Origin of the sequence: Haliscomenobacter sp., from assembly GCF_033763495.1 — a bacterium.
Lineage (GTDB): Bacteria > Bacteroidota > Bacteroidia > Chitinophagales > Saprospiraceae > Haliscomenobacter.
Genome location: NZ_JANRKL010000193.1, coordinates 22,133 through 38,011, shown reverse-complemented (window position 1 = coordinate 38,011; position 15,879 = coordinate 22,133). Strand labels below are relative to the sequence as shown.

The 15,879-nt window shown below is 47.3% G+C and carries 18 protein-coding genes; 15 read left to right on the top strand and 3 right to left on the bottom strand.

Annotation, left to right across the window (positions count from 1 at the left end; all coding sequences use genetic code 11):
• Positions 1-53 precede the first annotated feature (53 nt).
• The 4 genes from SFV55_RS22275 (at position 54) to tnpA (ending at position 2,514) form a co-directional block, all read left to right on the top strand.
• Positions 54-878 (top strand): hypothetical protein, encoded by an 825-nt coding sequence (locus SFV55_RS22275; protein ID WP_320031768.1) that lies wholly within the window; start codon positions 54-56, stop codon positions 876-878.
• 4 nt (positions 879-882) lie between these two features.
• Positions 883-1,209, top strand: a complete 327-nt coding sequence (locus SFV55_RS22270; RefSeq protein WP_320031767.1) for an MGMT family protein — start codon at positions 883-885, stop codon at positions 1,207-1,209.
• A 55-nt stretch (positions 1,210-1,264) separates the two neighbouring features.
• A complete protein-coding gene (locus tag SFV55_RS22265; protein WP_320031766.1) occupies positions 1,265-1,696 on the top strand; it encodes a DUF2147 domain-containing protein in 432 nt (143 codons plus the stop codon).
• A 371-nt stretch (positions 1,697-2,067) separates the two neighbouring features.
• Positions 2,068-2,514, top strand: coding sequence for an IS200/IS605 family transposase (gene tnpA, locus SFV55_RS22260; RefSeq protein ID WP_320031765.1), 447 nt, complete (start codon positions 2,068-2,070; stop codon positions 2,512-2,514).
• A 651-nt stretch (positions 2,515-3,165) separates the two neighbouring features.
• Here the strand turns inward: tnpA and SFV55_RS22255 are convergent.
• Both SFV55_RS22255 and SFV55_RS22250 read right to left on the bottom strand, forming a co-directional pair.
• A complete protein-coding gene (locus SFV55_RS22255; protein ID WP_320031764.1) occupies positions 3,166-3,831 on the bottom strand; it encodes a hypothetical protein in 666 nt (221 codons plus the stop codon).
• A gap of 80 nt (positions 3,832-3,911) precedes the next feature.
• Complete coding sequence (locus SFV55_RS22250; RefSeq protein WP_320031763.1) at positions 3,912-6,509, bottom strand: adenosylcobalamin-dependent ribonucleoside-diphosphate reductase; 2,598 nt, start codon at positions 6,507-6,509, stop codon at positions 3,912-3,914.
• Positions 6,510-6,771: 262 nt separating this feature from the next.
• On the opposite strand from SFV55_RS22250, the gene SFV55_RS22245 reads away from it, so the two are divergent.
• From SFV55_RS22245 to SFV55_RS22195, 11 genes are all read left to right on the top strand, one after another.
• Positions 6,772-8,001: an MFS transporter gene (locus tag SFV55_RS22245; RefSeq protein WP_320031762.1), complete on the top strand. Its 1,230-nt coding sequence runs from the start codon at positions 6,772-6,774 to the stop codon at positions 7,999-8,001.
• An 86-nt stretch (positions 8,002-8,087) separates the two neighbouring features.
• Entirely contained in the window at positions 8,088-9,071 is a 984-nt protein-coding gene (locus tag SFV55_RS22240; RefSeq protein ID WP_320031761.1) for a Gfo/Idh/MocA family oxidoreductase, read from the top strand.
• Positions 9,072-9,144: 73 nt separating this feature from the next.
• The gene (locus SFV55_RS22235; protein ID WP_320031760.1) at positions 9,145-9,948 is read left to right on the top strand and encodes an RNA polymerase sigma factor; all 804 of its coding nucleotides are present in this window, start codon (positions 9,145-9,147) and stop codon (positions 9,946-9,948) included.
• A gap of 78 nt (positions 9,949-10,026) precedes the next feature.
• Positions 10,027-10,494 (top strand): SRPBCC domain-containing protein, encoded by a 468-nt coding sequence (locus SFV55_RS22230; RefSeq protein WP_320031759.1) that lies wholly within the window; start codon positions 10,027-10,029, stop codon positions 10,492-10,494.
• Positions 10,495-10,516: 22 nt separating this feature from the next.
• Positions 10,517-10,924 carry a DUF6855 family protein gene (locus tag SFV55_RS22225; protein ID WP_320031758.1) on the top strand — a complete coding sequence of 136 codons (408 nt, stop codon included), beginning with the start codon at positions 10,517-10,519 and terminating at the stop codon, positions 10,922-10,924.
• Positions 10,925-11,014: 90 nt separating this feature from the next.
• A complete protein-coding gene (locus SFV55_RS22220) occupies positions 11,015-11,272 on the top strand; it encodes a DUF433 domain-containing protein (protein WP_320031757.1) in 258 nt (85 codons plus the stop codon).
• Positions 11,269-11,541, top strand: coding sequence for a DUF5615 family PIN-like protein (locus tag SFV55_RS22215; RefSeq protein ID WP_320031756.1), 273 nt, complete (start codon positions 11,269-11,271; stop codon positions 11,539-11,541). Before SFV55_RS22220 ends, SFV55_RS22215 begins: the two co-directional genes overlap by 4 nt.
• A 98-nt stretch (positions 11,542-11,639) precedes the next feature.
• On the top strand, positions 11,640-11,879 hold the full coding sequence (locus SFV55_RS22210) for a hypothetical protein (RefSeq protein ID WP_320031755.1): 240 nt from the start codon (positions 11,640-11,642) through the stop codon (positions 11,877-11,879).
• Positions 11,880-11,981: 102 nt separating this feature from the next.
• The gene (locus SFV55_RS22205; protein ID WP_320031754.1) at positions 11,982-13,115 is read left to right on the top strand and encodes a T9SS type A sorting domain-containing protein; all 1,134 of its coding nucleotides are present in this window, start codon (positions 11,982-11,984) and stop codon (positions 13,113-13,115) included.
• Between the two features lie 74 nt (positions 13,116-13,189).
• Positions 13,190-13,885 carry a potassium channel family protein gene (locus SFV55_RS22200; protein WP_320031753.1) on the top strand — a complete coding sequence of 232 codons (696 nt, stop codon included), beginning with the start codon at positions 13,190-13,192 and terminating at the stop codon, positions 13,883-13,885.
• Entirely contained in the window at positions 13,882-14,640 is a 759-nt protein-coding gene (locus tag SFV55_RS22195; protein WP_320031752.1) for a hypothetical protein, read from the top strand. The genes SFV55_RS22200 and SFV55_RS22195 overlap by 4 nt, the downstream gene beginning before the upstream one ends.
• Here SFV55_RS22195 and SFV55_RS22190 read toward each other — a convergent pair.
• A complete protein-coding gene (locus SFV55_RS22190) occupies positions 14,633-15,859 on the bottom strand; it encodes a cytochrome-c peroxidase (protein WP_320031751.1) in 1,227 nt (408 codons plus the stop codon). The two genes, SFV55_RS22195 and SFV55_RS22190, sit on opposite strands and share 8 nt — an antisense overlap.
• Positions 15,860-15,879 lie beyond the last annotated feature (20 nt).

Genomic DNA, 15,879 nt, shown 5'->3' with positions numbered 1-15,879 from the left:
AATGTATGAATTTTAACAATTTTATTTTTGCCTTGTGCTAAAAAACAAACCCGATGCGCATATTCCTGGTATTGATCCAAATGATCTGGCTGTTTTTCCTCACCGTGCTTACCCAGGTGGGTGGCCTGATTTGGTTGCTGAATCGAGCCTTGTGGCTGAGACGCAAGTCGCTAAAAGGGCTTTGGGCCTGGCGCAGTTTATCCTTTGGTTTGCTTTATTTTTTTTCCGCCATCGTATTGGTTCCCTTATTGGCACGACTCAACGGGCGGGTAGCGCTACCCCTGGGGGCAAGATCTGATCGGCCCGTGGCACCACTCAGCTGGTGGACTTGCCTGAGCAACCGCCATTATGTGACCCCGGCTTTGTACGAGCTGGCAATCCGACAAGGCCGTTTTTTGCAAAAACTGGACGCCCAACAACACCTGATGTACCTGGATGCCAATTTTCCTTTCGGGAAAAAATTTCCTCTTTTCCCCCACCTTAGCCATAGTGATGGGCGAAAACTGGACCTCGCTTTTTTTCGCTACGACACCCGCGAGCAAAAGAGCACGACCCAATACCCGAGTTTTATGGGTTACGGCTTTTCGGAGCCACCCGCTGAAGGGGAGTTGAACCAACCAGAAATATGCGCTCAACGGGGCGCCTGGCAGTACAGCCTTTTACAAACCTTAGTAAAAAGCGATCCCAAACGCTACCCCTTTGATGCGGAACTGAATACTCAATTGGTGCAGAACTTATCTCAAGACCCTGCTACTGAAAAAATCTTCATCGAACCCCATCTCAAAGGCCGCCTCGGTTTGGGCCGCCTCAACAACATTCGGTACCACGGTTGTCAGGCTGTGCGCCACGACGATCACATTCATGTACAGGTAAAATAGCAGTATGGCCAAAGCAAATTATCAGGAACTTGTTTTTGACATCACCCGCCTGATTCCACCCGGACGGGTAAGCAGCTATGGCGCCATTGCCGATTATTTGGCTCTGGGCTCGGCGCGGATGGTAGGCTGGGCCTTGAACAACTGCTCCGCCTTTGGGGACGTTCCCGCGCACCGGGTGGTCAATAGTAAAGGTGAACTGAGTGGGCGAGCGCACTTCAAGCCGCCTAGTTTGATGCAACAACTTTTGGAAGCAGAAGGCGTTAAAGTGGAAAATGACCGGGTAGTCAACTTCAAGGAAGTATTCTGGCACCCGGAGGAACTAGGATGGTAGCTCTGACAACTGACAACTTATTTTTTACTCGTTACTAACCAAATCAAATTGACCAATGAAGTATTGTTTTTTTAGCTTCTTGATGCTACTTGGCATCGCTACAATAACTGCTCAAAGCAACAGCCCCTTCGGCGTTTGGAAAAGCATTGATGACAAAACGGGCGAGGCCAAATCACACGTAGAGGTGTACCAAAAAAATGGCAAAATGTACGGCAAGATCATCAAAATCCTGACCGACAAACCCAATGCCAAGTGCGACGAGTGCAAAGGGGAGAAAAAAGGCCAACCCGTGAATGGGATGGTCATCATCGAAGGGATGCAGGAAGTGGAAGGTACCTGGAAAAACGGAACCATCCTCGACCCTCAGAATGGAAACGTCTACGGCTGCGTGGTTTGGGTGGAAGCCGACAAACCGAATGAACTCAAAGTGCGCGGGAAGCACTGGACGGGAATTTATCGGACACAGACCTGGTTTCGGGTGAAGTGAGTTGCTGCCGTGGTTGGTGGGGGCTGATTGTGATTGCATTGGGTTCGATTTGGGCGCGTGATTGCGGTCGAATTTGAAGTTAATGTCTCATTTATGTTTGGTCGCTATTAACCGCGGCAGCGGTTGAATTTTGAATAGCCCCGGTCGTCCGGGGACAAGGAAATGGTTGGGGGTGGGTGGCAACCGCGGGAGCGGTTGAATAATTTTTTTTTTGGTTTTGGAAAATCCTTCAGAATCCTGTACATTTGAACATCTTTTTTGCCTGAATAAACAACTATTCTTTACGCTCCTTTCTGGCTGCAATCGCAGCATGCCCCGATCTATTGCGGGCGAGACCAATTCATTGTTGTTCAATTCAAATTTTTTCAGGCATGCGTACCTACACACAAATTTTGTACCACATCGTATTTGGCACCAAATACCGCGAAGCTATTTTGGTCAAGGAAAATCGGCAGGAGCTGTTTAATTACATTTGGGGGATTTTGAAGAAGAAAAAATGTCATTTGTACCGGATCAATGGGGTGGAAGACCACCTTCATATCGCGCTACACATTCACCCATCTGTAGCTTTGGCTTCTTTGGTCAAAGACATCAAATTGGCGAGTAGCGATTTTATCAAGGAGAAAAATCTATTCCCCAAGTTTGATTCATGGCAAGACGGGTATGGAGCATTCACCCATTCCTACAGGGATAAAGATACCCTCATTGAATATGTGAAAAACCAGGAGGAGCACCATCGAACCAAAACCTATCGCGAAGAATTGATCGAATTGTTCCGGGAGCATGGAATTGAGTTTGATGAAAAATACCTGGATTGAATGGGGTCGGACGGTTCAACCGCATCCGCGGTTGTGAAAACCTGAGGTGCCGATTTTTACCCCGGACGACCGGGGCTATTCAGAATTGAATCGCTGCCGCGATTCTTGGGAGGCCTGATGGTGAGTGGTTTATGTTCGATTTTAAGGTATGGCCTCAGCCAGGTTATGAGGCATAGGCCATTGATTTTTTGCCACTACAAACCGCGGTAGCGGTTGAATTTTGAATAGCCCCGGTCGTCCGGGGATAAGGGAATGGTCGGGGTGGGCGGCAACCGCGGGAGCGGTTGAATTGAATTTTAGGGAGTTTGAATCGCCCTTGAAGATTGAAAATTTTGTTGTGTTTTGGTGTTGGGAGTAGAGTGGTTCAACCGCATCCGCGGGTGTGAAAACCTTAGGTACGGATTTTACCCCGGACGACCGGGGCTATTCAGAATTGAATAGCTCCGCGATTGCGGGGAGGTGTGATTTTTAGTGGTTTATGTTCGATTTTAGGGCGTGGCCTGAGCCAGATTATGAGGTATAGGCCATTGATTTTTTTGCCACTACAAACCGCGGTAGCGGTTGAATTCTGAATAGCCCCGGTCGTCCGGGGATAAGGATGGTTGGGGGTGGGTGGCAACCGCGGGAGCGGTTGAATAGAAATATTGTGCTTTACCCACCCGTTAATAATCTCTTACCTACTTCTACTATAACGTCTGCGGCGATTGATTTGCCCACTTCAAAGCTATACTTGAAACAGTGAGCAACAACTCTTTTGAGGTTTTCAATAACTTTCTTCTTTGCCTGCTTGGGAATTTGTTTTTTGTTAACCTCGATCATACTTATAATGTGCTCTGCTTCTTCTTGATCCTCATTTGGTTTTTCTTTCAAAATCAACTCAATTAATTTGTTGTAAATATTTGTTATATATGCTTGTTTTTCAAAATTATATGGGGCTGTATCCGCGTCGGGTTCAAGGATTTCAAAACTTGGCGATAATTCGTTGTAATAGGTGTTTAAAATAGGGTCCTCGAATAAAGGATATGATAGATTATATTCACTAAGTAGATTAAGCCAATTATCCAAATGAGTTTTGAAACCATCTATGGCGACGGAGTCTTTAAAAACTCCTTGGCTCGCTCCATTAGAAGGTAGGTATTCTAAAGAATAAAGTGTCTTGCCGCGTTCCTCTCGACATGAGACGACTTTGAAGTAGAAAATAGAATCTATTTCGTTGTCGCGAAGTGTTAAAAGTGTATCAATTGATACTTCTGAGCAGATAAACTCATTTTTATTAGCCTTATCAACAGTATCTTGAATAGTTTTCAATATATCCAAAGGAATAGTTTTTTTCTCATCTGTATCATTTGATGCCGGGTCACCAATACAGACGACCCGGCTTTTTATTTTTTATCTTCTCAATTACACTTCGAATACCCACAACTCACACAACTCAAACACCCTTCCTTATACACTAATCCATGCGCAGCCCCACAAGATGGGCACTCTGCCTTCGCCGCCTTCGTCCCATCAGGCACCAGCGTTTTTAGGGCGCGAACCACCCCATTTTTCCAGGTGTTGATGTAATCCTCGTCGGCGTTGAGGCCTTCGACCAGGTCGACCACTTTTTGGATGGGCATACCCAGGCGGAGTACGCCGGAGATCAGTTTGGCGTAGTTCCAATATTCCTTGTTGAAGCTGCGGCTGAGGCCTTCGATAGTCACGCGGTAACCGTCGCGATCCATGAACTGGAAGTCGTAGCGGTTGCGGCCATCTTCACCTTTGGCTTTGTTGACCCAACCCGTTTCTACGTAGGGTGGCAACTTGAAGGTGTCGATAGCAGCGCCAGTGAAAACTTCATAAGGACGACCTTCCAGCAGGCCGATTACGGCGATCCACTGCTTGTCGTTGTTCATGAAGCGTACAATTTTGGCTTCCAGGCGATCGGGGCGCTCGGGATAGTGGGCCTCTCCAAACTTGGCGTGGCCGTTGCCATTGGAAGACTGGCCATTGGCACCCTTTTTTGCTTTTTTGTCTTTCTTCTCCGAAGAGATCAAAACGCCAGAGCGGGAACCATCGCGGTAAATGGTACAACCCTTGCAGCCCTCTTCCCAGGCCGTTTGGTAAATGCGCTTGACCATGTCCACGGAAGTATCTTCCGGGATGTTGACCGTTACGCTGATGGAGTGATCCACCCATTTTTGGATGGCACCCTGCATTTTTACCTTTTGCACCCAATCTACATCATTGGCACTGGCCTTATAGTAGGGGGATTTTTCAATAATGGGTTGCAATTCCTCGGCGCTCATTTTGGTCACCTCATCTACATTGTAACCATTTTGCTGGAGCCAATCGAGGAATTTGTGGTGGAACACGTTGTATTCTTCCCAGTGGTCGCCCACCTCATCGATGAAAGCCACTTTGACGTCTTTGTCGTTGGGATTTACCTTGCGGCGGCGCTTGTAGCTCACCATAAATACCGGTTCGATCCCCGAAGTGGTTTGGGTCATCAAACTGGTGGTGCCCGTAGGTGCGATGGTCAGCAGGGCGATGTTGCGGCGGCCGTAGCGCTGCATGTCGGCGTACAACTGTGGGTCGGCAGCGGCCAAACGCTGGATGAAAGGGTTGTTAGCCTCCCGCTGGGTATCGTAAATGGGGAAGGCCCCGCGGTCACGCGCCATTTCTACAGACGAGCGATAGGCATTGATGGCCAGGCATTGGTGAATTTTTACAGACATTTCGATGCCTTCGTCGCTGCCATAGCGCAAGCCCAATGCAGCCAGGGTGTCGCCTTCAGCAGTAATGCCCACACCCGTACGGCGACCGCCAATACAAGCGGTGCGTACCTTATTCCAAAGCTCGTATTCCACGTCTTTCAGGTCGCGGGCTTCCGGGTCTTTTTCAATTTTTTCGATGATGCGGTCAATTTTTTCCATCTCCATGTCGATGATATCGTCCATGATGCGCTGGGCCAATTGGGCATGTTCCGCAAATTTTTCAAAGTTGAAACGCGCTTCAGGAGTGAAGGGCTTTTCAACGTAGCTGTACAGGTTCAACGCCAAGAGGCGGCAGCTGTCGTAGGGAGAAAGGGGAATTTCGCCACAAGGATTGGTTGAACTGGTACGATAGCCCAAGTCAGCGTAACAATCTGGCACAGATTCCCGAATCACAGTATCCCAGAACAATACCCCCGGCTCTGCCGATTTCCAGGCGTTGTAGATGATTTTGTCCCAAAGGGCCGAAGCATCGATCTCCTTGGTCATTTTGGGATTGGGCGAATCAACCGGGAACTGCTGCTTGTAAGGGGTGCCACTCATGGCGGCGCGCATAAATTCGTCGTCGATGCGTACGGATACGTTGGCACCGGTTACTTTGCCCTGCTCCAATTTTGCGTCGATGAAGGCTTCTGCATCGGGGTGTTTGCTGGATACACTCAGCATCAGTGCACCGCGACGGCCATCCTGAGCTACTTCGCGGGTAGAGTTGGAGTAGCGCTCCATGAAGGGCACGATCCCGGTAGAGCTCAGGGCAGAGTTCATCACTGGGCTACCTTTGGGGCGAATGTGCGACAAATCGTGACCTACCCCACCACGGCGCTTCATCAGTTGCACCTGTTCTTCATCGGTGCGGATGATCCCACCGTAAGAATCGGCAAAGTTGCCAATCACAAAACAGTTGGACAGCGAGGATACTTGTAAGTTATTGCCAATGCCAGCCATCGGGCTACCTTGGGGCACGATGTAGGCAAAATCTTTCAACAATCCGTAAGCTTCTTCTTCACTCAATGGGTTAGGGTACTTGGACTCGATGCGCGCGATCTCCCGGGCAATGCGACGGTGCATGTCCTCTGGTGTTTTCTCATAAATATTGCCAAAGGAATCCTTTAAGGCATACTTGTTTACCCATACGTTGGCAGCGAGGTTATCGCCTTTAAAATACTCGGTGCTGGCAGCCACAGCCTCTTCGAAAGAATAGGTTTGTAGTTGTGCAATTTGTTCCTGGTCTTTGGCTATCATAAAACTTTTGGTTTAATCAGGAGTCCAATTTCCTCCTTTTTTCACACTAAACCAAAACAAAATTGTGGAAAAGACTAACATTTTTTCCACAGGCGGATAAAAAATATTTGTCTTTCTAGAAAAAAAGTGTATGTACCAATAGAAATGGAAAAGATTTGGCTTCCATGAAACCCGAAACTTGTTTTTTGTGTTCCTATCCTTATCCTTAGAAACTGTTTCATACCTTCGAACACCTTCTTCACCCGAACACAACTACTACATTATGAGCTGGAGAGAGCGGATTATCCTGATCCTGTTGGCGGCCTTGAACTTTACCCACATTCTGGATTTTATGATCCTCATGCCTTTGGGTAATTACCTAATGCCTTATTTTGATCTGTCGCCGCAGCAATTTTCTGTACTGGTGTCGGCTTATACCATCAGTGCCGCGGTATCTGGTTTTGGAGCTGCTTTTTTTGTGGATCGTTACGACCGTAAAAAAGTATTGCTATTTGCCTACATTGGTTTTTTACTTGGCACCATTGCTTGTGGCCTTGCACCTACCTTTATCACCCTCTTTATAGCCCGTACGGTTGCTGGTTTATTTGGCGGCCTGATTGGAGCTCAGGTTTTATCTATTGTGGCGGATAGTTTCCCTTACGAGCGGCGGGGGGCGGCGATGGGGGCCATCATGTCGGCCTTTGCATTGGCTTCTACTTTTGGGGTGCCTTTTGCCTTGTATTTGGCCAATCTGATTTCCTGGCATGCTCCATTTTTGTTGGTGGGTATTCTGGGGATTGTATTGGTTCCCTTGTTGATCCGCTACTTACCCAATATGACGGGGCATATCCAACCTGTGGGGGCTGAACGGCACAGCAAGTGGAGCGTCATCACGAATGTTTTTGCGGATCGCCGCCAGTACACCGCCTTACTTTTTAGTGGATTGATCATGTTTGGACATTTTTCCATCATCCCTTTCATCAATCCCTTCATGGAGTTTAATGTTGGTTTTTCCAAAAACATTACACCTTTAATATACCTCGTTGGAGGAGTCGCGGCCTTTTTTGCTTCGAACATATTGGGAAGGTTGTCGGATATTCACGGAAAGGTGTTCATTTTTATGATTTGTACCTTTTCAGCGCTGCCGATGGTTTTTGTCATTACCAACTTACCGCCCATGCAGGCGTATATTCCGGTTTTGGCCTTGTTCGGGCTCTGGTTTTCGGTGGCGACTGGTCGGGGGGTGACCTCCAGTGCGATGATTACCAGTGTGGTCAATCCAGAGCAGAGGGGAAGCTTTCAGAGTTTTAATAGCAGTGTCCAGCAGTTGGGCAGTGGCCTTGCGGCTTTGGTAGCTGGATTTATTGTGACCAAAGACCCTGAGAGCGGAAAATTGATCCATTACAACTGGGTAGGTTACATGAGTATTGTGACCTTGCTGTTTTGTGTGTATTTGGGGTATACGAATTTCCGGTATCTGGAAAAAGATAAGTTGGCTATTGCCAAATCGTAGGGGCAGCCACTTAGGGTTGCCCCCACGATTATTATTTGCTATTTTAGCGGTGGGCAACCACAAAGGGTTGCCCCTACATAAATACCATGTCTTTATCCCACATCTATTGGGGCATGATCGGCTGCGGAAACGTAACCGAGAAAAAAAGCGGCCCGGCATTCAGCAAAACACCTCATTCTACGCTGGTGGCCGTGATGGCCCGCGACCGCGATAAAGCTGCCGATTACGCCCAACGCCACCAGGTACCCCGCTGGTACGACAATGTGGATGCCCTTTTGCAAGCCCCCCAAGTCAACGCCATCTATATCGCCACTCCTCCCAATGTCCACGCCGATTACGCCATCCGAGCCATGCGTGCGGGAAAGGCAGTATACGTCGAAAAACCCATGGCCATGAACAGTGCCGAGTGTGCGGCGATGAATCAGGTGAGCCAGGAAACCGGGATGCCTCTTTTTGTAGCCTACTATCGCCGTTCCTTGCCCAATTTCCTCAAAATCCGCGAATTGGTACACTCTGGAGTCATTGGCGACATTCGTTTTGTGCACCTGCGCATCCACAACCCGCCGCAAGCCGAGGAGATTGCCGAAAACCCTCAACCCCGTTGGCGGGTCAATCCCGAGATTTCCGGGGGTGGCCATTTTCATGACTTGGCCTCACACCAATTGGATTTTTTGGAGTATTTGCTGGGCGACATCCATCAGGTGCAGGGGATGGCACGCAATCAGGCCGGGCTTTACGCTGCGGATGACCTGGTGGTGGCCAATTTTGAGTTTGCTTCAGGCGTGATGGGCTCAGGCACCTGGTGCTTTACCGTCAACCCCGAACAGCGGACCGATGAAACCCAAATCATCGGCTCGAAAGGCAAGATCAGTTTTGCTTTTTTCAACGACTCGCCCATCCGGGTTGAGACGGCAGAGGGCTTGATGGAATACCCCATCCCTTACCCAGAGCATGTCCAACAACCTTTGATTCAAAGCATCGTGGAGGAATTGCGAGGGGAGGGGACTTGCCCGAGTAGTGGCATCACTGGAGCCAGAGCCAATTGGTGGTTGGATCGGATTGTAGGTTAACAATTGATTAAATCTCTCCATTCTGGTATTAATTCTACTGGTTTTTAATATCTTACTAGAAACCGACACACCTATGTCCACCACCCACCTAAACACCGAATTTGAACAAATCCAGGGTCAACTCAAATCCTTTATCCTCAGGATTACGGCGAGTGTAGCTGATGCCGAAGACATTGTTCAGGATACTTACCTCAAAGCAGCTGAAAAAATTGAAAGCTTCCGTGGTGAATCTTCACTCAAAACCTGGATATTTTCGATCGCCTCTAATCTTGCCAAAGACAAACTGAGGGCTAAAAGACGCTGGACGGAAGACGTAACCGACATCTGTAAATCGGCGGCTATGTCCAATCCTCAATTCTTTCAGGAAGCCATGCAAATCCGCCACAGTTCCACCCAAGGTGCTTTCGAAATCAAGGAACACATTGCTTTTTGTTTTACCTGTATCGCCAAATCACTGCCACTGGAGCAGCAAATCTGCCTTCTACTCAAGGAAGTATACGATTTTAAGGTTGCTGAAATCCTGCAAATTGTGGATACCAGCGAGGCCATGGTCAAATATTACCTGCATACGGCCAGGGCCAAAATGATTAGCATATTTGAAGGACGTTGTGCCTTGATCAACAAGGAAGGGACTTGTCACCAGTGTTCGGAGTTGAACGCCGTGTTTAATCCCCAACAAAAATTTCAAGAAGAGGCGGTCAAAATTGACATGGTCAAGGCCGCCGAAAAAGGAGACAAAGAGCACCTTTTTGACCTCCGCATGCAAATTTTACAAGGTATTGATCCGTTTACTTCCGGTGCTGCCGAATTGCAATTGCATCATTTAGAGCACAATCGAAAAGTGATGGAAAGTTTTTTGAAAAAAAATGAAGTTTAGCCTATCGTTTTTATTTGCTCGTTCGTCAGAAACGCAAACAAGCATTAATAACCAACATTGCATCAAAAAACATCCATCATGAGTGCTACAACAGCAAATGGCAAAGCCGCAACAACCAAAACCACTTTTAGCCGCGAAACCGCAGTGAGCATCGCCATCCAGGCTGATGCCTCCATCATCTGGTCTTTGTTGACCAATGCCAGTGATTTTTCACGTTGGAATTCAACAGTGATCTCCATTAACGGAAATATTACCTTGGGTGAAACCATTCAATTGATCTCCACGCTGGACCCCAAAAGAACCTTTAAGCTAAAGGTAAAGGAGTTTGAGGCGGGTAAAAGATTGGTTTGGGGTGATGCAATGGGCAATCGAGTGTACACCCTGAGCAAAAATGACCAGGGTCACACTGTTTTTTCCATGGTGGAAAAAATTGGCGGCCTGATGTTTCCACTCTTCGCCCGTTTTATTCCCCCTTTCGATGCCTCCTTTGAACAGTTCGCGGCCGACCTGAAAAAGGAAGCCGAAAGCATCATGCAAGCCAATTGACTCATTTCCAAAACCCAATACCATGAAAAACAAAATTGGAACCAAAGCCAACCCGATGTTACTTAAAACTCCGCCGCTATCTGGTGAATACACCATGCATGTGGATGAAAAGGACGGCAAAGAAATTCTGGTGTGTACCGTAGGGAAAACCGTTTTACACTACGATATCCGCTGCCTGGAAGACTTGCACCAGATGCTCAAAGCCCACGGCGACTGGATGGAACTTGGCAGTGCCGACGAGCAAAAACCAGCGAAAGAAGGTACCGTAGAAGCCTGGGGCCGTGCCGAAAATAACCCGGTAGGAGGTTGGTATGGCTTGAAAAAAGGCTATCGGGGTCGTTTTGGCATGTACGTTCCGCCGCTGATGGAGGCATTGGGGCTGGCGGAAGTGACGCATGATGCGAAGGGGAACAAAATGCGGGCGATCTAGGGCTTAAGCGTCTCCACTAAATCTGCTTGGTAAAACAACAATGACTTGATTGTACAAAAAAATCCTGCTATTTTTGTATAAATAATGTTTATGCCAGACGTACATTTTGCAGGTTTCAAAAGGATAGTAGCGGATCCAGACTTCTGTGACGGGCAACCCCGTATTGAACATACCCGTATTACGGTTGTCGCTATTTTATCGTATTTAGCTGGAGGTATGAGCGTAGAAAAAATTGTCGAGGCGTATCCAAAGCTATCAACTACTGATGTTTACGAGAGTATTGCTTTTGCGGCTGCTCATTTTAAGGATCGTTATCTTCCACTGAAGCTTACTCCCGCTGCTGCATGAATTTACTGCTTGATGAAAATCTTCTGCCTTCTTTTCGCGATATTTTGCTGAGTTTGGGATATTCAGCCCGACATGTTTATGATGTTGGGCTGGATCAAACTCCCGATGAAGACATTGTCGCTTTTGCTCGAAAATCAGGAGAAACGATTTTGACGAATGATTTGGATTTTTCCAGAATAATGGCGCTTTCTAAAGAAGAATTCCCGTCCATTATAACTTTTCGCTTTGGCGCCATAAATGAGGCTTTGTTCAGAGAGATCGTAGTGTAAAACTTCTCTGATTTGGTCGAAGCCGCCGAACAAGGTCATTTGATGACCATTGATGAAGGAGGTATTTGCGTCCGAAAGTTACCACTTTATAAATAAGCATGAACAACAAACACTACCGCAATTGGATGATACAGGCTCCACTGGGTCTGGTCATCCTCGGATTTGGCGTCTGCCTGGTGGCAGAATCGGCCATGCTCAAAGCTTCTGGCGCATCGTGGATGCAATGGGTGCCTGCGGGCACTGTATCGCTTTGTGTCTTTAATGCAGGGCTTTGCGTTTTTGGGAATTCTATTCTGGAACGGGTTCGGTATGAGCGGGAGATGGAAGGGGGGAAGTGAGTTCAGGGTATTAATTGTTTGGCGTTCTGTAGAAAAGAAGATTTAAACCATCGGGGCAAATCCTAGTCCAAGTGCTATTGCTCATTCCCAACCCAAGCTAGCATGAAAACCCTAAAATTTACCCTGCTCTTTTTGGTAGCCATACTGAATTGCACTGCCCTTTTTGGCCAAAAAGATTCCATTTTTGAGCAAGGTGAATACCGCAACTACATTGTATACTTGCCCAAAAGTTACAAATCGAGTACCCGTTACCCACTGGTCTTAAACCTGCACGGCCTCAATTCCAACGCAGCCCAGCAACAAGCCTATTCCCAGTTTGATAAGATAGCCGATACCGCCAATTTCATCGTGGTCTATCCCAACGCCATCGGTGGTTCCTGGAGTTTCACTGGGGACAAGGACGTCAATTTTTTGACCCATCTCGTTGATTCTCTAAAAAAAGACTTTTCCATCAACAATAGCTTATTTGCTACAGGTATGTCGATGGGTGGTTTTATGTCGTACCGACTGGCTTGTGCCGTCCCATTAAAAGCAATAGGTGTAGTTTCGGGCAACATGAGTACCAACTTGCAAAACAATTGCCCGCTACCCAATGGATTGCCAGTGATTCATTTTCATGGTACTACCGATCCCCTGGTCAATTACAACGGCACTATTGGCATCCCTCCGGTCGAGACAACTATCAAATGGTGGGTAGATCGAAACAAATGCACCAAGACGCCCATCATTACCCCCATTCCCAATAGCAATGCCAATGACGGATCCACGGCGGAGCAATATGCCTACGGAAATGGGACCAACAAGAGTGAAGTCATTTTTTACAAAATCACCAATGGAGGCCATACCTGGCCGGGTGCGCCAACCAATTTACCATTCGGCAATACCAATCAAGACCTCAATGCAAGTCAGTTGATTTGGGCTTTTTTCAAACGGAATTCCAGCAGTAGCGTGACCACCGCAGTTGCAGACCCGAAAAAGATTGAACGCATCAAAGTGTTTCCCAATCCGACTCAGGAACAAATCAATGTGCGGATTTCAGAACGCGGTATGGATGTGGCTGCTGAACTTTTTTTGTACAATAGTTATGGCCAAATGGTGTTCAAACAGGCGATTGAAAACCCCAATGCTCCAATCTCCATACAGGTATCAGCCTTCCCCAAAGGCGTGTATTTGCTTTGTGTCAAAACCGAACAGCACCAATTGTACCATCAAAAAATAGTAGTAGGATTGAAATAGCACCTGGTTTTTGAGCTGGCTTGAAAACAGGTGTATTATCTTTAGGCACTAAAAAGTTGCCTAAAATTCACTCCATGCCCCGATTAAGATCAAAATTTGACCAGTTTTTGCGGAGACGTAAATACGAACTGCTGCTCTTTGCACTGCTTCAACATCTTTTTATTGGTGTTTTTTTGCAAAATCTTCCCTTGTATACCAAAGTGATTTGGCCGATCAACATGTTGATTCTGGGCATTGCCAGTGTGGGGGTGTTTGTTGAAAAAGGCAAGTGGAAAAATGTCGTGCGCAACTTCTTGTTTATCCTAGTGTTTGGTTTTCCTATTGCGCTGACCTTTGCCTCCGGGGTTCCCTATTTTATGCTTGCCCTGAATGTGACCTATGTGATTTATTTCGCCTTCATATTTTGGGAAATCATCAAGTTTTTGACCCGCCCCAGCTACATCAATGTGGATGTCATATCCGCTTCGGCCTGTGGCTACCTGCTGCTTATTGAAATGGCGGTTTTCCTGTTGCAAATTTTTGTCTATGCCAATCCCGACTCCTTCAAGGGGGTAAGCGCCAGTGGTACGGCTGCCACCTACATGGACCTGGTCTATTTTTGCAGCATCACCCTGACCAGCATTGGGTTTGGAGACATAACACCCAACACCCATCATACCAAACTGATCACGGCTTTGTTTGGCATTGCCGGGCAGTTTTACCTCGTCGTCTTGATGGGGATTTTAATCAGCAAATTTTCATCCATATCTGACCATAAACGCCAATCATGAAAAAACGCGAAAAACTCGCCATCATCCGCCAATACTACCACGACGCCATCACCACAATTGACGGAGTCAATCGATTGATCGATTTTGTGGAAGAAACATTAGATCTGGAGCCAGCGCAAGTCATGCTGGCCGATAGCATCTGTAGTGATGACGTCAACAGCATCCAGTATCCTGCTCGCGCACATGAGTTTTTAGGCCCTTTTAAAATGGGCGGACTGGATGGATTTCCCTTTACCGGACTTACCGGAATGGGGGCTTTTGCCAGCCATGTACCCGATGATGGGGCGGTATTTGTGTACTATGGTCCACATATCGGAGTAGCTAAAAATGGTGCTTTTGGGGAAATTCATCGTTTTGGACAAAGTAAAAACTCGGGATGTTGTGGCGCAGCTAAAGGGGCACTGAACAAGCTGATCAACGGTCAAATTACTGCCGGGAATGTGACCGACATGGACTATCAGATGAATACCATTGAGCAAATTTTGCTGAAAGAAAAAGATCGGATTTTGAGTGCGGCGATCCCGCTGAAAGAAGCCACCGAAGTCATTTATGAGGCCATCGACCGTCGGATCGAGGAATTGGTAGCGGCAACCCAGTACAATTGCCGCTACGTTATTTTGATAGGTGCTATTCTGATTAACAGTGACTCAGATATGGGCTCATTCAACTGTGCCCGCAAGTTCGATGTCATCAATCTAAAAACGAACGAACGCCAGAGTTTACTGCATTTGATGAAGCCAAATCCAATCAATTAAAAGGGTTCGCGTACCGAGGATCTTTGGTGATCGATTCGTCGGTCAAAGTCTTGAGGAAAGCCACCAGCGCTTTCTTTTCAATCGCATTCAGGTTCATTTTCAGCGGCTTGCCATCTTTGTCGATGAATTTGGGGTCAAGATCAGGATGAGCCTGAATGCCACTGTTGTAATGGTCGATTACCTGATCCAGGCTGGCAAAACGCCCATCATGCATATAAGGTGCAGTCAGGCCCACGTTGCGCAAGCTGGGAATACGGAAACTGCCATTGTTTTTGCCTTTGTCTTTGGCCAAAATTTCCAAACCAATCACCGCAGTTCCGCCAATTTCAGGCGAGCCATAAGGATCGTTGGAATGGGGATTATCAGGCGCAGAAAAATTGCTGCCAGCATGGCATTCCGAACACTTGGCTTTGGAACTGAAGAAAAGCGCACGACCCATTTTTTCCAGTTCGGTAAAATTGCTGAAATTGCTGGCTACCCCCTTGTCGAATTTGGAGTTGCTGGAAATGATGGAACAGACAAACTGTGCCATGGCATCGGCAATAGTGGCGCTGGTGATGGTTGATTTGCCGTAAGCTTTGGCAAAAAGTTCGGGATAGAAGTTGGTTGCCGCTAATTTTTTCTCTAAAACCTCCATGGATTCCATGCCCATTTCAATGTGGTTGCGCACAGGCTCTAGGGCCAATTGCGTCACGGAATGTACGCGGGAGTCCCAAAACAGGTTGTGGTTCAAACCCGAATTGATGATGGCCATTGAGTTGCGAGGGGTCATTTTGCCCCCAAAACCTTTGCTGAATTGGGCATTGTCCGAAAAGGCCAGTTCTTGCTTGTGGCAAGAAGCGCAGGAAATGGAGTTGTTGATGGACAAACGGGTATCGTAAAACAACACTCGCCCCAAGGTGGCCCCGTGGTTGCTGACCACCGGATTGGCTGGCCCCAAGGTGATATTGGTATTGTTGATAAAATTAGGATCGATAAAATTGGGGCTGTTGATCAGCCCAGGATTGGGTTTCACCCCAGGCTGCCCAAAAATATTATTACTGAAGCCCAGGAAAGTATTTTTCATGTGCTCAGGCATCTGCAAGGAGGTATAATCCATCACCTCCTCGGGCAAATTGGGCTCAGCCAGAGCATCCTCAAATTCCATTTCTTCGTAACATGCGGTCAGGCCGATGAGCAGGCCAATTGTAAGTAAGGAGAGTAGTGTAATTTTCTTCATAAGACAGGTGGTTATTCAGC

Bases quoted from the DNA above. Each gene is read 5' to 3' on its own strand.
- SFV55_RS22225 (WP_320031758.1), top strand. From the start codon at position 10,517: ATGAAAAACAAAATTGGAACCAAAGCCAACCCGATGTTACTTAAAACT.
- SFV55_RS22220 (WP_320031757.1), top strand. From the start codon at position 11,015: ATGCCAGACGTACATTTTGCAGGTTTCAAAAGGATAGTAGCGGATCCA.
- SFV55_RS22235 (WP_320031760.1), top strand. From the start codon at position 9,145: ATGTCCACCACCCACCTAAACACCGAATTTGAACAAATCCAGGGTCAA.
- SFV55_RS22270 (WP_320031767.1), top strand. From the start codon at position 883: ATGGCCAAAGCAAATTATCAGGAACTTGTTTTTGACATCACCCGCCTG.
- SFV55_RS22230 (WP_320031759.1), top strand. From the start codon at position 10,027: ATGAGTGCTACAACAGCAAATGGCAAAGCCGCAACAACCAAAACCACT.
- SFV55_RS22200 (WP_320031753.1), top strand. From the start codon at position 13,190: ATGCCCCGATTAAGATCAAAATTTGACCAGTTTTTGCGGAGACGTAAA.
- SFV55_RS22195 (WP_320031752.1), top strand. From the start codon at position 13,882: ATGAAAAAACGCGAAAAACTCGCCATCATCCGCCAATACTACCACGAC.
- SFV55_RS22205 (WP_320031754.1), top strand. From the start codon at position 11,982: ATGAAAACCCTAAAATTTACCCTGCTCTTTTTGGTAGCCATACTGAAT.
- SFV55_RS22190 (WP_320031751.1), bottom strand. From the start codon at position 15,859: ATGAAGAAAATTACACTACTCTCCTTACTTACAATTGGCCTGCTCATC.
- SFV55_RS22265 (WP_320031766.1), top strand. From the start codon at position 1,265: ATGAAGTATTGTTTTTTTAGCTTCTTGATGCTACTTGGCATCGCTACA.
- SFV55_RS22245 (WP_320031762.1), top strand. From the start codon at position 6,772: ATGAGCTGGAGAGAGCGGATTATCCTGATCCTGTTGGCGGCCTTGAAC.
- SFV55_RS22250 (WP_320031763.1), bottom strand. From the start codon at position 6,509: ATGATAGCCAAAGACCAGGAACAAATTGCACAACTACAAACCTATTCT.
- tnpA (WP_320031765.1), top strand. From the start codon at position 2,068: ATGCGTACCTACACACAAATTTTGTACCACATCGTATTTGGCACCAAA.
- SFV55_RS22240 (WP_320031761.1), top strand. From the start codon at position 8,088: ATGTCTTTATCCCACATCTATTGGGGCATGATCGGCTGCGGAAACGTA.
- SFV55_RS22275 (WP_320031768.1), top strand. From the start codon at position 54: ATGCGCATATTCCTGGTATTGATCCAAATGATCTGGCTGTTTTTCCTC.
- SFV55_RS22210 (WP_320031755.1), top strand. From the start codon at position 11,640: ATGAACAACAAACACTACCGCAATTGGATGATACAGGCTCCACTGGGT.
- SFV55_RS22215 (WP_320031756.1), top strand. From the start codon at position 11,269: ATGAATTTACTGCTTGATGAAAATCTTCTGCCTTCTTTTCGCGATATT.